This window comes from Pedobacter sp. 01T416_2 (genome assembly GCF_056398925.1).
On record NZ_JBFTQI010000040.1, the window covers coordinates 1 to 15,278 of the forward strand.

Here is a 15,278-nt window from a genome sequence, read left to right on the forward strand (position 1 = left end):
GGCATATTTCGGAACATCTTGTTGTTCCCATAACTGCTCCCGGATGATCTTATTTTCTTTTTTACAATATTCCCAATCAATCCTTACGGGCAGTCCTTCTATTTCAGGGAGAAAAAATCTGCCGTTCTTCCATTGCGGTTTAACCAGAAAATATTTTTCCAGTCCGTACATAATAGCATACAGGTATTCGATCATGGCATTGTTGTTCGCGGTGGTCATTAAGAAGGTTGAATACAGCGAATATCCTCCTGAAGAAAACTGTAGTTTTTCCGTTTCGCAAAGATCTCTTATTTCTAACCATTCTTTAATACCTCCCAACTGCGTGGGAACAGGCTGCAAATGTTTCACTCCGCTATTTACCAGTGTCCTGAAAATTTTCGAGGTTCTTTCTGATTCCCCATAAGCTATGGTAAGAGCGGTTTTACCACAGAGCAACTCAATCTGATCGTAAGCGGCCGAATGGATCGGTTCTTCCAGCCAATGAATATTTTCTTCTCCAACAGCATCGATAAATGTAAATACCTGGCCACAAGACCAAATCTGATTGGCATCTACAGCAAGCTTAATTTTAGGCCCAAGGAGGTTTTTTACAAATTTTACCCGTTCTATATCTTCATTCAACTTCTTCCCAAAATCCTTTCCCACCTTCATTTTGTAACAATCAACCCCCGCATCTATAAATAGGCCAGCTTCTGTTTCTAATTCTTTCAGGCTATAATTTGTTCCGCCACCGCTTCCATACATTTTCACATCGCTGCGAAGAGCTCCTATGTATTGATGTAAGGGAACTTTTTTGCGTCTGGCAGCTAAATCGTACAATGCCATATCAATTTGGCCGAGTAAGGCCGAGGCGGCTCCCTTAAATCCTTCATTCCGGATAGACCAGTATAATTTTGGATAGAATTCCTGATAAGGCATACCTTTACTATGGAATAATATGGGAAACAGGCATGTCTCCAGTATATTGGTATAGCTGTTGTATATGGGCGCCTCTCCAATATTTCCGTCTGCATCCTCAATGGTAATAATGGATATCGAATAGTGCGGKAAGGGGCCCATAGTAGCATCCTGAAACGGAGTTATGGCCTTAACCTTTTCTAAAACCCTTATCCGAATCTTTTTTATATCAAAAATCTCGTTGTCTATATTATACATCTATCGTTGATTTAGCGTTTTAAGTACCTCAGCATATACTTCTGGAGACAATCGACCTTTCTCTATTGCCTTAATTGTATCTGTTAACTGTTTTTTATCTGTTGCGCCCATAACCACTTTAAACTCCCCATCAATTGTAAAAAGAAATCGGTGGGCCAATTCATGGAGCGGCATATGGTACTTCTCGGCAATTGTATTTATCTTTTTAGCCTGTGCTACACTATCCAAATCAAGCCAATACGGTGAAGAGGCTGTAAATTCAGAAAATTTAGCCCCGAGCAGCCCCATATTCAAAGGGCTTGCCGCATAATATGCCTTATTGTTTTGGGCGCAAAAAGGAATGATCGTATCCAAAGCTTCAATTTTGCAGGCATTAAGCTGGTTAAAGCCCATAATTACCTCGAAGAGATCTGATTGAAGATAGGGTTCTAGCCATTGCGGCGGATTTCCACCTAAGCCAATTTTTTTTGCATAACCCATATGCTTAAAGTATTCCAATTGCTTTAAAACTTCTTCTATATCGGACTGAATAATAGCATCTGGATCATGAAGAAAAAGAATATCGATAGTAGGGATTCCAAGTGTTTCTAAGCTATTTTCTACACTTCTCAACATCCCTTCAGGGCTAAAATCATAGTCACCATCGTCAACAGCATAACATTTCTTACGCCCAACTTTGGTGCTGATCTGTGGGCGCTTACCTTCCCATAGGCGGAGCACCTGCCCCAATATATCTTCAGCATCGCCATATGCCGGTGCCGTATCTATGGCTTGAATGCCTTGTTCGAGTGCTGAAAAAATGGTTACAGCCGATTCCTCAGGTCGAATCTTCCCCCAGATCCCGCCCAAGGCAGCAGTTCCCAAAATTACATTGTCTATTACTGAGCCTGTCATTATTTAATTTATTGACGATAATATGTTACCTATAAAACTGTAATGCCGTTTGAAGGGCTAATTTTTACCTGAATGGTTTCGCCTGCTTTAACCTTAACTTTAGGCCAGCCTAAAAATGCGGTATAGCCCATCGGCTTTAATTTCTCTTTTTCTGTTTCTGCCATAACCGATACATCGGCGTCATATTGGGTAGAATTTTGGAGCTTTAAAATCATCCCGGAACCATCACCAGACAGGAGCTGGGCATTAACATGATCAAAAACGTACAATTTCTTCGTATCCACATTCAGATAAATTCCCGGTATTTCGAGGGCCATCAGCATACCATTTGTTTCGGTCCAGGAATTACGTGTTTGTATAAAGTTACCAATACTACCCTTTCCTTCCGCATCGCTCAATTGAATCCTTTCCATGGAAGAACCGATCAGGTAATTGGTTGTGATATGTCCGGGCATATTTATTGCCTCGGCGTGGGCATGCTGAATATCCCTGATCAGGTCGGCATACAGCACATTTCCTGTTGCCCTGAATAACTTGAAGATATAATCGCCAGAGGCTGTACAGATGCCTGGGGCTGCATGTTTGTTTTGAATACTTGCCCAAATGGCACCAGCCATATTACTCTTTAAACCTCCTATCGCACTTTTTGGTGGAAAAACCGGATCGTAAGAAAATACCCATGATGCTCCTAGTGCCGCCTGAACCTCTGCCCGGTCCAACCATTCCTTTTGTCCGGTATAATAGTACAGGGCCATTAATGATTCTAAAAACCCAAATGTAGATTCAGCATCTGCATCCTGTGATATGTCGCCGCAATGACCACCGGTTAATCCCTGTTTTTCTATATCTCTTTTGTAATAAAATTTTGCAGCATTGGCGGCAACCTCCATCCATTCTTTTTCCTTAAAATAATCGGAGGCCATAGCTAAACCTGCAGGCACGATTGCTCCTCCAGTTGAATTATATACAGCAATTTCTCCGGTTTCGGGAACAATGTACTGCCCAAATTCACCATCCTTTTTCCAGGTACGGACAAAAGCAGCAGCCAGCTTTCTTGCGGCGTTTTCCCATTCAGGCTTAATGCTGGTGCCATAACCCTGTGCCTTTAACAATAACAAGTGTTTGGTTAGCCAGAGCAGTGCATCTGCATTCTTTCGCACCATAGCTTGTACAGGTTTAAAGTTTGGCGACATTTTTTCAGGGATAAGCTCACCTGTTGCCTTGATCCCTCCAAAAAAGTATCCGCTTTTCCCCTGGAGTTTAGTTACCACAAAATCCAGTTCGGCCATCACTCTTTCGCGTTCCTTTTTATCATTCAAAGCCAGCATGGGATAGGTATTCATCATTCCGCTCACCCAACCCAGCTGAAAATTTTTATTATTTTCTGGCAGATAATAAGAGCCCGCTTCTACCTGCACAAAATTGCCCTTGCATATATTGGTAGCCATTTCAAAAGTTTTGCTCATGGGCAATAAATTGCGCGGATGATTTAAGCCTGAAAGGCTTTTACGCACTTTCATAAATTTCTTTAAGAGTGCCGGGATATTTTCGGCATTAAATACATACACCCTGAACTTCAGTTCCACTTCATCGCCTTGTTTCCAGTCTGGAGCAAGATCTCCGCTTAGATGAAAATCGCCAAATCCCGCGGCCATTTTGCGCATAGCAGGAGCAGAAACGCTGAACGAGCAGCTATCTTTTTTTGCAGTTTCACTAATCGTTAAGCCGTTGGCACCCAATTTTGTCAACTGCTCGGTAAGCACAATAAAACCTTTCTTCTCTAAAGTTGAATAAAAACACATGGCTGGAGTAGCCACATTACCACTCTGTAGCTCAATAAGTGATGCTTTTCCATCTTCAATAGAAAGCCTTGGATTATTGGAAATGGTAAGCGGTACCTTGGGGTTGTAATACATATCCTTTGGATAATCTGGATTATAACCATTACCAATTGATCTATATCGGTTGCCATTGTATACCGCAGCCGGAACAAGTACATAATTTTTCGGGTTCCACTTGCTAAAATCGAATGAAACAGCAACCGCGGTAGATTTTGCTAAACCGCTATTCAAGCGGAAGGTGGCAACCGTTTCTATAACATCCCGTTGCTTGGGAGAGCTTGTTGTTTTTAACTGTAAAACCCAGCTGCCTGTTTTAGTTTGAAGGAGATTTTTATGAAAAATATGTTCGCTTAATAAATCAGTCCCATTAAATTCTTTCACTGATACTTTTAAAGAACCATTTAAATTCTTCAACAATTGATTAACCGGTTGTTGAGCAATAGAAGGAATACTAAGGCTTAGCGTTAACAAACCGATCGACCATACTTTTAAGTTCTTCATGCTCATAATTAATTTCGTCCCTGTAAAGGTTCAATTTTGGCCAAATCTAAACTACCCTTAACTTAACTAATACCTATGTTTTTTTCGCAACGGCCTATTAAAAGCAAACGCTCAAAACTGTGCTACCAAAAACATCAATCTTTAAACAATTGATCATGATGGCAGCACAGTTCTTCGGCTTTAAATAAAAAAGTAAATCTTCTTAAGTGTTAAAGTCTACATCGTTATTGGATAAAAAATCCTTTTACTGTTGCAGTTCTACAAATCTGATGGTTTGTAATAATTGCCCGTTTTGATAGGAAGCATATTTTGCGCAATCATTGCCAGGTACACATTTCCCGTTGCCACAACTGCCCCCCTGTTATCTGAAGTTGGATAAGTCATGCTTGAATCGTGGGAGAAGCCAACCATATGGCCAATTTCGTGTATTGATTCGTAACAGATATTTCTGGTCGTATATTTTTGCAACAAGTACTCGGCCAAACCAAAAGTGCTACCGCCTCCGAGGCCCGAAACGTTCACCACAACGCCACAATTCATTGTAGAGATATTGAGGATATTGTTAAAAGCCTGTTGTTTCTGCTCAGTTGTCATTAAAACTTTATTATTATCCGTAATTGGCTCAGCCAAAAATACTTTCTGGGTTGTGTCCGCTTGGAGCATATAAGCCAAGTTAATCAGCAAACCAGTGAACCTCCTTACGTCTTTTGCATTAATGTTCTCCTTCCAGTTATTCGTGGGGTCGTCATTAACATCAAAATCTTCGAACTTAATTTTCCATTTCAGTTTAGCCAGCGATTTAAGCTTTTTGATCAGTTCTGTATCTCCTGTGAAATCAAAGGATACCTTTTCGGCTGGAATACCTGTAGTTTTATATTGTGCTAAATCTACTTCCTGTCCTTCAACATTCAAAAATTTGGTACTCCCTTCTATAAAAGAATATTTAATCTCCTTGATAGCATGTGCCCTGATCTTTCCGATCTTGAAAAGCCTGATCGGTTTTGCCTGTCCTTCTACAGTCATCAATATAGTGGCATCAGTAATATCAACCGGCGCAAAATTAGCCACCTCTATTGTGGTTGCATTTATGGCTTTCACGCGCAAAACTTTGCCAATTTCATACCGCCTTGCTTCTGAGGTAAGCTGTGCCATAGATTCTCCGTCTGTAAACATCAAACCGGAATTGCTATCGCTGTCAAAATTATATACGGTAGTTGTGGTTGCTGGCGTGGGAACTTCAGGCTCTGTTTTGCTCTTCTTGCAGCTAACAAATAAAATAATCAAAAATGGAAGAATAAGTTTTTTCATGGGTAGGGTTTTTAGGTTAAATGTTAATCATTAGGCTAAATTTTTGTTAAAAATATTTCACCACGATAAAGATTCAATGATATCAAAAACTAAACTACCTCAAATTTAACTAATACCTATGCTTTTTTGATCGTGGAGGCTGGACGCTATAAACCTAACGGGATATTCTATCTGAACAGGCTACTCTTTAGGTTCCTGATGAAATGGCCGGGACATCGCATCACTATCAGGAAATAGATTTGACAAAAATCATAGACAAAGTTACTGGTATCAAAAAAACAGTAGTATTGGTGAAGATAACAGTAGTTAAACCAAAAGACCAATGCTATTTTGGCGTCATAATCAAACGGGCACATTATAAATAAGAGCAGAACATAATCTTAGGTTACGGGATAACAAAAGAAAGATCTTTGTATTCCATAATGAATCATTAGCATACGTACAAAATAAGCCAGCACTTTAGCTCATTTATTCTTTTAAAATCATCATCTATCTGGTACTTTCGCAACCCCTATACGTCTTTAATCGACCAAGTTTTAAATATTGAGCCATTGAAAGAAAAATTATCTGAATTATTAGGGTATCTGACCATCCCTTTGTTTATCGACAAGACCGCAAATGAGTAAAGTATTTTTCTTCGTTTTCTTCCAGTTCCCTATCGCTTAAGATAATGAAATTATATGATGACATTATTTTAATTGAGCTTTTAAAATGCGGTAATATGTCCGCATTCGACGAGCTCTATTGCAGATATTGGGAAATGTTATATGATATTGCTTATAAAAAACTAAAAGACCAAGAAGACGCCAAAGATATCGTTCATGATATTTTCTTACAGCTTTGGAATAACCGGACTTCGCTAAATATTTACAGTTCATTTTCAGGTTTTCTGTTTATCACCTTAAAAAACAAAATCATCGATAAACAGCGGTTAACCGCAAACCGGTTAAATAGGATTAATGAAATTGCCAAGGCATCAACGGTATACCAGGACACTGTTTATGATCAGGTGTATTACAACGAGCTCAATAGTTTTTTAAACGAGCAGGTAGATCAGCTACCAGAAAAAATGAAAGAAATTTACCGTTTGAGCCGCGAAGAAAATCTCTCTATTGAGGAAATTTCAGGGCGCTTATCAATTTCTTCGCAAACGGTTAAAAATCAACTAAGTACAGCACTTAAGCGCCTGCGCCAAAAAATAAGCCAGCACCTTTGTTCATTTCTATTTTAAAAAAATTAAACATACCTCTGGTACTTTGTAAACATCAGTTCGTCTTTAGGCTATCATCTTAAAAAATTATGCCGTTGAAAGAAGAATTTTACAAAAGATTTAAAATATCTGAGCACCCGTCGTCCATCGATAATGAGCAAGAACGCGAAGAGATCAGGCACGAGATTTATCAACGGTTACAACAAAGCATTGATAGGCAGGAAGCGAGCGACAGGAAACATACCATCAGGCTATGGGCGGTTAGATATAAAGCTGCAGCTATTTTAGTGGGTGTATGTACGCTTTTATTCGTCGGTTACAACTATTACGCCAAAGAGAATGGAAAAACCGAATACATCACCGTACAGGCACAGAAAGGACAGGTTTTAGAGGTTTTACTTCCCGATCATAGTACAGTAACGCTTAATGCGGCCAGTACTATCCGATATCCTGCTAAATTCATCAACAGCCGCAATGTTTATCTGGAAGAAGGGGAAGCATATTTTGATGTTGCGCACGATGCATCCAAACCATTTGTTGTACATACAGGAGGCATTAGCACCAAAGTATTGGGAACGGCGTTCAATATCAAATCGTATAAAGAACTGCCAAACATTACCGTAACGGTAACCAGGGGAAAGGTACAGGTAAACGAAAGCTCAAAGGCACTAAACACGCTTAGGCCCGATGAACAGTTAACTTTTAACCGAAGCACCCATAAGGCTATCACACAGAAAGTAAAATCGGCCAATACCGTTACCTGGACGCATGGCGATTTTAATCTGGATGGTGTTTATTTCAAAGAAATAATGCTGGCCATAGAAAACCGGTTCAGCATAAAGGCAATTTACGATCCCAAAGTATTCAGCAACTGCGAGAACAGTATCAGGTTTACCAAAAAACAAAGCTTAACGGATGTACTGCAGGTTTTAAAAACCATCCAACCTATCCATTATACAATTAAAAAGGACTCGGTGTTTATCTCCGGAAAACCTTGCTATTAAAGAGAAATCAACCCCTAAATAATTATAATACATGAAGCAAAAATTACAAACACTAACGCGGAGGCTAGCAAAACTAGGGATAGTTGCGCTATTGTCCACCGTTTCACTGGGCAGCTGGGCGCTTAACAAGTTCCAGGATATCCGTACCGTTAAGGTAACCATCAGTTTTAATGGAGAAACACTCGAAAAAGCATTCGGACGGTTAAGCAATATTTCAAAAATGCCGTTTAATTACAACCACAACGAGCTCCGCAAAATTTCTACAAAACAATTAAATTTTAAAAACGAAGCACTTCCAGCCGTTTTAAATGCCATTTTAAACGGAACCCAGTTTCAGTATAAAGAAGGAGAATCGGGTGTTATTATTTTTAAAACCAACGAAAAGTCAGATCTGCGCATCAATAGCGCCGCTAATGCTCCAGATCCAATTACCATAAAAGGTATAGTAGCCGATAATAACGGACCAATTCCGGGTGTATCGGTAATTCTAAAAAGTACCGGTAAAGGAACCAGTACTGCCGCCGATGGCTCTTTTAGCATTAAAGCAGAAAAAGGAGAAACATTGGTATTCTCTACTTTGGGCTACAAAACTAAAGAAGTTACCGTAACCGATCAAACCAACCTTAATGTACTATTAGAAATTTCGGTAAACAACCTCGACGAGGTGGTAGTTGTTGGTTATGGGCAGCAAAAGAAAATTAATTTAACCGGGGCAATTGGTACCGTTTCTGCAAAAGATTTGGAAAATAGGCCCGTTACCAGTGTTACCAACGCCATCCAGGGCAAGGTTGCAGGGGTAAGTATTACCACCGGCAATGGACAACCAGGTAGGGATGGGGGTACAATCAGAATTAGGGGTATTGGATCCGGATTGGGATCAGGTGGCGCGAGCGCCGGTCCTGCTATTATTGTAGACGGCGTACCAGGCGCTATGGGGGATGTAAACCCGAATGATATTGAAAGTATTTCAGTACTTAAAGACGCTGCTTCTGCGGCTATTTATGGCGCCAGGGCTTCGAATGGTGTAATTTTAATTACCACCAAAAAAGGAAAACAAGGCAGCTTGCAAATGCGTTACGATATGTATGCCGGGCCACAGCAGGTTACCAAAACACCAGATTTTTTACCGGCATGGCAACAGGCACAGTTATATAACGAGGCGAGGGTGAACGAAGGTGCCGCTCCCAGATGGACTGATAACGATATACAGCTGTTTAAAGATGGTAGCGATAAAACAGGTGCRCATCCAGATACTGATTGGTCATCGTTAATATTTTCGGAAACAGGATGGCAACAAAACCATAACGTGAGTATTAATGGTGGCGATGAAAAATCAAAATACATGGTTTCGCTGGGCTATTTTGATCAAAAAGGAAATGTAAAGAAAACAAGATATCAGAAATACAATGCCTTATTTAACGTTAGTTCGCAGTTAACTGAAAAATTAGGCTTAAGTGCAAAATTAGGCTTCTTATATGCTCCTTTTTCTGAGCCGGTAAGTACTTACGCCACAAGTTTTTCGCAAATTATCCGCATGGCAAACCGTATTTCTAATACTGTACCTGCCAGATGGGAAAATGGAGCTTTAGGTTATGTATCTGATGGTAGTCCCCTGGCCTGGTTAGAGTCTCCATCAAGCAACCAATGGCAGAATTATACCGTTACCGGTAACGTAGCGGGAGATTGGGCTCCATTAAAAGGTCTACACTTCAAACCTTCTTTTGGTTATAGATTAGGCTTAGGTCAGCAGCAGCAGTATGTTTCAGAAATACAGTATTATAAAGGTGGCCCAGCGGGTACGCCGTTAGCGCCAACCAAGCTTGAAGGGCCAAACAATTTAACCAATGCTACCGATAGGACAACCTATACGCTTGTGCAGGCCGTGGCAGATTACGAAAAAAATATTGACAAACATAACTTCAAAATTTTGGTTGGAGCTTCACAAGAGCATTCCATATATAACACTTTTTCTGCCCAGCGCCAGAATTTCCTGAACAATGAGCTAACCCAGATCAATGCAGCGCCGGCTCTTGGCCAGTCTACATCAGGATATGCCAATGATTGGGCGCTGCAATCTGCATTTGCCAGATTTAACTATAATTTTAACGAAAAATACCTGCTAGAAGGTAATTTCCGTTTTGATGGATCTTCGCGTTTTGCCGAAGGTCACAGATGGGGTAAATTTCCGGCAGTTTCTGCAGGTTGGGTAATATCAAAAGAAGATTTTTTTGCTGGTGCACTAAATACGGTAAATTCATTAAAATTACGTGGTTCATGGGGCAAGCTGGGTAACCAGCAGATTGCCAATAACTATGCCTATTTCGAATCTATTGCGGGCGGACAAACCTACTCGTTTAATCAGGTACTGGTAACCGGCCTATCACCAAATGCGGGTGCAAACCCTCTGTTACAATGGGAAAAAACCCAATCAATGGGTGCTGGTATCGATGCTACATTCTTAAATAACAAGCTGGATATTTCAGTGGACTATTTCGAAAGAAAAACATCAAATCCGTTAATGCGGACCCAGGCTAGCGCTACCTATGCCTTTACCGCTCCATATGTAAATGTTGATGGTGAGATGACCAATAAAGGTATAGAGTTCAGTGCAGGGTACAAGGATAAAGCCGGAGAATTTAATTATAGCCTTAATGGTAATATTTCTTTTATTGAAAATAAAGTAACCAAGTTAACAGGAGGTAAAGTAATTAACGATAATACCTTCTATGATGTGGGTACCTCTTTTTATTCGCTGTATGGCTATGAGGCTTTAGGTATTTATAAAACGCAGGCCGATGTAACCGGAACAGCTGTATTAAACAATAAGGTGGCTGCAGGCGATATACAATATAAAGACCAGAATAACGATGGCAAAATAGATGCTAATGATAAAGTTGATTTGGGTAGTTTTTATCCAAAAATCAATTATGGCCTTACTTTCTCTTCCAGCTATAAAAGTTTCGAACTATCCTTATTCTTCCAGGGCGCTGCCGCTGTAAAAGCCATGGGCGGTAACCTTATCGGACAAGTTGGACCAGATGTGCAAAAACCTACAAGTGTATTTTTGGACAGATGGACACCAACCAATACCAATGCCGATTTCCCAAGGTTATGGTACAGCTATAAACAGAACGATCCGACTGGTACGCCTTCGTCTTTCTGGGTTAAAGATGCTTCTTACCTGCGCCTTAAAAACGTAACATTAGCCTATACGCTTCCAAAAAATGTGGTTAAAACATTAGGCTTAAACAATGTTAAAGTTTATTACAGCGGTCAAAACCTGTTAACCTTTACCAAATACTACAAATGGATAGATCCTGAACTAGGAGCAGCCAGTAGCTCAAGCACAGCATCCGGATCAGCAGGAAGCGTTTATAACTACCCACAAGTATTGGTAAATACATTTGGCCTTAATGTAACATTTTAAAAAACAAACAGATGAAAAAGAAATTAATCTATATACTTCTCTCTACAGCTGTAATTACGGGCTGTAAGAAAGACATACTAAATACCAAACCATTAGATCAATACAGCAATAGTACCTTATGGGCATCAAAAGCGGATGCCAATGCGGCACTAACCGGATGTTATAGCGGCTGGGAATCGGGCGATAATGTAATATACGACGATTGTATATCTGACAACGGCATTGACCAGTTTCCATGGGAAGGTTATGAAACCTTTGCCTCAGGACTGGCTACCGCTACTGACCCAGGGGTAAACAAATACTCTTATACAACTATTCAACGATGTAACTGGTTTTTGGATAATGTGGATAAAGTTCCCTCGGCATCACTCGACAATACGTTAAAAACCAGAATGAAAAGTGAAGCCAGGTTTTTAAGGGCTTATAAATATGCCATCTTAAGCCAGGTTTATGGCGATGTCCCATTTCCACTGCACAACCTTTCGACCGATGAGGCCAATAAGCTGCAACGTACACCGAAAGCTCAGGTTGTTGATTTTATTCTTCAGGAACTCGCCAGTATTGCACCTTCATTGCCTGTTAGTTATTCGGGCAGTGATATAGGCCGCATTACACGTGGTGCAGCACTCGCTCTGAAAGCAAGGACAGAGCTGTTCAATGCAAAATATACCGATTGTATTGCCACAGCCCAGCAGCTGATGACTGCACCCTTCAATTATACACTGTTTCCTGATTACGAAGGATTGTTTCGTCCACAGAATAGCAATAACGCAGAGGTAATCTTAGATGTACAGTATCTACAGAACGACAATGCTGAGTGGGTACTTGGCGCTGCACTTCCCAATTCTTCTGGTGGATGGAGCTCAATGGCACCAACACAGGCACTGGTAGATGCATACGAAACCACAAACGGAAAAACGATCCAGCAAGACGGCACATATAATGCAGTTCAACCTTATACAAACAGAGATCCACGTTTAGATGCAACTGTTATCCGCCCAGGATTATCGTATATGGGTTCTTACTTCGATCCTATAAGTGCATCTTCTAGCGATCTTGTGGGTAACAACAATGCCTCTCCAACCGGATATAACTTTAAAAAGTACCTTGCTAATATTGACGATTATAACAATACCGCCTATGGAACTGATGTGTGGAATACCGGAGGAAGTATTATTGTTATCCGCTACGCAGAAATTTTACTGACCTATGCAGAGGCAAAAATTGAAGCCAACCAGATTGATGCTTCGGTTTATAATGCCATTAACCTGGTAAGGCAACGCCCTACGGTAAATATGCCTGCGGTAACTTCAGCGATGTATCCTGACCAGACTTCATTACGGGCACTTATCCGCCGCGAAAGAAGGGCCGAACTGGCAGGCGAAGGTTTACGTTGGTATGATATACAACGTTGGAAAATTGGTGCAGATGTATTAAATGGAGATGTAAAGGGCTGTTTAAAGGGATCGGTAAACCCCGCCAACGGTGCCTTGACTTTAACCCCAAATTCAAATTTTGTAGCAGGATCGAGAACATTCGACCCTAAAAACTACCTGTGGCCTATTCCACAGAAAGAATTTGACATTAACCATTCATTGAAACAGAATCCAGGATACTAAAAGCCGTTAATCAATGGCTTATATTTTATAAATTAGTGATAAAGGGGTAATTTATTTACCCCTTTATCTTTATATCCTAACCAAAAAGCCGATACATTTATAAGGGCAGCATCTTTTAGCCCATAAATTTTAAATGATGAAAAAAATAACCCTGATTTTACATTTCGCATTTTTATTATATTCTTCACATCTGTTGGCACAATCTCCTGCAAAACCTATATGGACAGCGGATAACGGCAACGGAACCTATAAAAACCCTATACTTTGGGGTGATTGGCCCGATCCTGACCTGATTAGGGTTGATGACGAATTCTATTTCGTATCTACCAGCATGCACTACGTACCGGGATGTCCGGTATTAAAATCTAAAGATCTGGTGAACTGGGAAATGGCCGGTTATGCCCTTGAGCGTTATGATGAAGATCCACGGTATGACCTGAAAGGCGGCGACAGGTATTTAAGGGGTTCGTGGGCAGCTACGATCAGACACCGAAACGGTCTTTTTTATGTCGGCTTCTGCACACCCAATTGGGGCAAGGAAAAGGGTAATTTTTCGATGTGTACCGCAAAAGATATCAAAGGTCCATGGACGAGAACAATCTTTCCTGAATACCTGTATGATCCAGGTTTGTTTTTCGATGATGACGGCAAAGTGTATGTTGCGCATGGACAGCAGAAACTCTACATTACAGAATTAAATGCCGATGCTTTATCGGTAAAAACCCCTCAAAAGGAAATTTATAATAATCCCCAATACCCTTATCTGGAAGGCTCCCACATGTACAAATTTAAGGGAAAGTATTATATCCTGGGATCTACCGGCGGCACAAAAGGCCGACAGGTTTGCCTGAGATCAGACAATATCTATGGCCCTTACGAATCTAAAGTAGTCATTAATGACGATCATACCTATCCTGGTAACGGACTGCATCAGGGTGGAATGGTCCAGCTCAAAGATGGTTCGTGGTGGTTTATCATTATGCAGGACCGTGGCCCTATCGGGCGTACACCCAACCTGGAGCCTGTTAACTGGGTAGATGGCTGGCCTATGCTCGGCAAAGACGGCAAAGGTGTTTTGGTATATCAGAAACCTGATGTCAAAAAAAAATATCCGGTTACTACGGTTGCAGCATCAGATGAGTTCAGTTCCGCTACACTGGGGCTACAATGGCAATGGAACCATAATCCTGACAACAAAAAATGGTCGCTGAAAGAAAGAAAGGGTTATTTACGCCTGCGCGCCACCGAAGCATCAGCGCTGACCACAGCCCGTAACACGCTCACCCAAAGGGTGCAGGGCCCCCTATCAGCGGGAACGGTTGAAATGGATGTTTCCCAGTTAAAAGATGGAAATATTGCCGGTTTCGGCATCTTTCAATCGCCTTATGCCTATATCGCTGTTAGAAAGGACGGGAATCAAAAAACACTTATCATGGTGAACAATGGAAAAGTAATAGATAGCATTAAAAACTTTAGCCAGAACAAACTCTGGATAAGGGCAAACTTAACACATATCGATTTTACAGCAACATTTTCATATAGCACAGACGGTCAAAAATTTATTTCTTTCGGCAATCAGCTAAAGATGGCCCTTGGATATGACTGGACAGCAAACCGCTTTGCGCTGCTTACTTACAGTACAAAAAAGGAAGAAGGTGGCTATGCCGATTTTAACTGGTTCCATTTTAAAGGAGAGAACCAGCCTTATGCGAAAAACAATGAGGGTGATTAAAAAACGGTCAATAAAACTTTGGTTCAGTCGTTGCAGGAAGTCTTATCATTATAAAAATGAAAATTAACATTAAAATATCCGTTTCCATTATAGTTCTAATCTGTTTTTGCTATACCTCCGCGCAGGCTCGGGTTCATTCTGATCCTCGTAAAAACCATCGATCTGATCACCAAACGGTGTCTTATAATGGTAGTTCCTTAAAAATAAACGACAAAGAGATCTTTATATATAGCGCTGCATTCCATTATTTCAGGTGCCCAAAAGCATTGTGGAAAGACCGGTTTCAAAAAATAAAGGCTGCCGGTTTTAACACCGTAGAAACCTATATACCATGGAACTGGCACGAACGGAACATGCCAAAAGATATTCAGGATCAGTCACAGTTTGATTTTTCAGACCTGCAGGAGTGGCTGCATATGGCGCAGAGAGAATTTGGCCTTTACACGATTGTGCGCCCCGGACCCTTCATTTGTGCGGAATGGGCCGGCGGGGGATATCCAAGGTGGCTGGCCAAATTCCGTCCTAATATAGATGGATTTTGGTTAAGGAGTAATGATACTGAGCATGTAAAATGGTGTATGCATTGG

Annotated in this window: 10 protein-coding genes; 6 read left to right on the top strand and 4 right to left on the bottom strand. The window is 40.8% G+C overall.

The window, feature by feature from the left end:
• The 4 genes from AC1DPQ_RS03340 to AC1DPQ_RS03355 all read right to left on the bottom strand — a co-directional run.
• A partial coding sequence (locus AC1DPQ_RS03340; protein ID WP_477607929.1) for an enolase C-terminal domain-like protein occupies positions 1–1,155 on the bottom strand: 1,155 nt, incomplete at its 3' end.
• On the bottom strand, positions 1,156–2,049 hold the full coding sequence (locus tag AC1DPQ_RS03345; protein ID WP_477607931.1) for an aldo/keto reductase: 894 nt from the start codon (positions 2,047–2,049) through the stop codon (positions 1,156–1,158).
• A 29-nt stretch (positions 2,050–2,078) separates the two neighbouring features.
• Positions 2,079–4,391 (bottom strand): hypothetical protein, encoded by a 2,313-nt coding sequence (locus AC1DPQ_RS03350; RefSeq protein ID WP_477607933.1) that lies wholly within the window; start codon positions 4,389–4,391, stop codon positions 2,079–2,081.
• A 258-nt stretch (positions 4,392–4,649) separates the two neighbouring features.
• Positions 4,650–5,699: a hypothetical protein gene (locus AC1DPQ_RS03355; protein ID WP_477585644.1), complete on the bottom strand. Its 1,050-nt coding sequence runs from the start codon at positions 5,697–5,699 to the stop codon at positions 4,650–4,652.
• Between the two features lie 670 nt (positions 5,700–6,369).
• Here AC1DPQ_RS03355 and AC1DPQ_RS03360 point away from each other — a divergent pair.
• From AC1DPQ_RS03360 to AC1DPQ_RS03385, 6 genes are all read left to right on the top strand, one after another.
• Positions 6,370–6,930: an RNA polymerase sigma factor gene (locus tag AC1DPQ_RS03360; protein WP_477607935.1), complete on the top strand. Its 561-nt coding sequence runs from the start codon at positions 6,370–6,372 to the stop codon at positions 6,928–6,930.
• Positions 6,931–7,004: 74 nt separating this feature from the next.
• Positions 7,005–7,913, top strand: a complete 909-nt coding sequence (locus AC1DPQ_RS03365; protein ID WP_477581117.1) for a FecR family protein — start codon at positions 7,005–7,007, stop codon at positions 7,911–7,913.
• A gap of 31 nt (positions 7,914–7,944) precedes the next feature.
• On the top strand, positions 7,945–11,340 hold the full coding sequence (locus tag AC1DPQ_RS03370) for a TonB-dependent receptor (RefSeq protein ID WP_477581119.1): 3,396 nt from the start codon (positions 7,945–7,947) through the stop codon (positions 11,338–11,340).
• 11 nt (positions 11,341–11,351) lie between these two features.
• Positions 11,352–12,959 carry a RagB/SusD family nutrient uptake outer membrane protein gene (locus AC1DPQ_RS03375; protein WP_477581121.1) on the top strand — a complete coding sequence of 536 codons (1,608 nt, stop codon included), beginning with the start codon at positions 11,352–11,354 and terminating at the stop codon, positions 12,957–12,959.
• A 136-nt stretch (positions 12,960–13,095) separates the two neighbouring features.
• Positions 13,096–14,691 (top strand): glycoside hydrolase family 43 protein, encoded by a 1,596-nt coding sequence (locus AC1DPQ_RS03380; protein WP_477581123.1) that lies wholly within the window; start codon positions 13,096–13,098, stop codon positions 14,689–14,691.
• Positions 14,692–14,747: 56 nt separating this feature from the next.
• The coding region (locus tag AC1DPQ_RS03385; RefSeq protein WP_477607937.1) for a beta-galactosidase at positions 14,748–15,278 on the top strand (531 nt) is incomplete at its 3' end.

What these genes read in the sequence shown, in the direction of transcription:
- AC1DPQ_RS03345 (WP_477607931.1), bottom strand. Translation starts at nt 2,049, where the DNA reads ATGACAGGCTCAGTAATAGACAATGTAATTTTGGGAACTGCTGCCTTG.
- AC1DPQ_RS03350 (WP_477607933.1), bottom strand. Translation starts at nt 4,391, where the DNA reads ATGAAGAACTTAAAAGTATGGTCGATCGGTTTGTTAACGCTAAGCCTT.
- AC1DPQ_RS03355 (WP_477585644.1), bottom strand. Translation starts at nt 5,699, where the DNA reads ATGAAAAAACTTATTCTTCCATTTTTGATTATTTTATTTGTTAGCTGC.
- AC1DPQ_RS03360 (WP_477607935.1), top strand. Translation starts at nt 6,370, where the DNA reads ATGAAATTATATGATGACATTATTTTAATTGAGCTTTTAAAATGCGGT.
- AC1DPQ_RS03375 (WP_477581121.1), top strand. Translation starts at nt 11,352, where the DNA reads ATGAAAAAGAAATTAATCTATATACTTCTCTCTACAGCTGTAATTACG.
- AC1DPQ_RS03380 (WP_477581123.1), top strand. Translation starts at nt 13,096, where the DNA reads ATGAAAAAAATAACCCTGATTTTACATTTCGCATTTTTATTATATTCT.